Source organism: Staphylococcus sp. GDY8P85P (assembly GCF_017892405.1).
GTDB lineage: Bacteria > Bacillota > Bacilli > Staphylococcales > Staphylococcaceae > Staphylococcus > Staphylococcus borealis.
Window position 1 is genome coordinate 1 of the sequence record NZ_JAESLA010000021.1, and the last position, 878, is coordinate 878.

1 protein-coding gene is annotated in these 878 nt (G+C 31.7%); it reads left to right on the forward strand.

Annotation, left to right across the window (positions count from 1 at the left end):
- Positions 1 to 253: 253 nt before the first annotated feature.
- Positions 254 to 878, forward strand: a 625-nt coding sequence (locus KA828_RS13115) for an IS110 family transposase (RefSeq protein WP_481906424.1), incomplete at its 3' end; no start/stop codon positions are given.

Below are 878 nucleotides of genomic sequence, written 5' to 3' on the forward strand. Positions count from 1 at the left end.
AAACATACTAAGATTAGCTTTGAAGAAATATATGACGATATATTTTTTCACAGCTATTTTTTATAGTTGTAGAGAGAAGTAGACTGTGAGCTCCCTTTGATTTTAAATCCGTATTAAAAACTAGTCAGCTTTACTCTCGCCTTTTGAAATTCGTTTGTAGTATGTTGGGCTCTTGAAGCCGTGTATAGGAAAGTGAAATGAGAAAGGTTAAGTAAAGTTTCAGCTTCTCAAAATATACAAGGAGGTTATATTTATCGATTACTTAGGTATTGATATTAGTAAGAGAAACAGCGTAATTGCACACTATAAAGATGAAGAATTCCAAAAGGAATTTACCATTCAAAATAATAAAAATGGCTATAAACATTTATTAAAGTACTTGATTGACTTAGACCACCCAAAAATCATTTTTGAATCTACAGGTGTCTATTCAAGAGCTATGACACGATTTTGTCGTGTAAATCAAATTGATTATATTGAAATGAATCCGTTAGAAGCCAAATTTAGAACGAGTTCTTTGAGATCTTGGAAAACAGATCATGCTGACGCTCACAAATTGGCTCATTTAGCGCCAACTCTTAAACAAACGGACAGCTCACCTACACAGGATTCAATCTTCTTTGAATTAAGAGAACGTGCTCGTTTTCATCTAGAAATTGAGAATAATCAAAATCGTCTTAAGAATGAGATTATTGAACTATTACATCAAACATTTCCTGGTTTAGAAAAATTATTTAGTAGTCGATATTCAATCATTGCACTTAATATCGCAGAAAACTTTACTCATCCAGACATGGTTATTGATTTAGATGAAGACATGCTTATTACACATATATTTGATTCTACAGACAAAGGTCTATCAAAGAACAAAGCTAAAA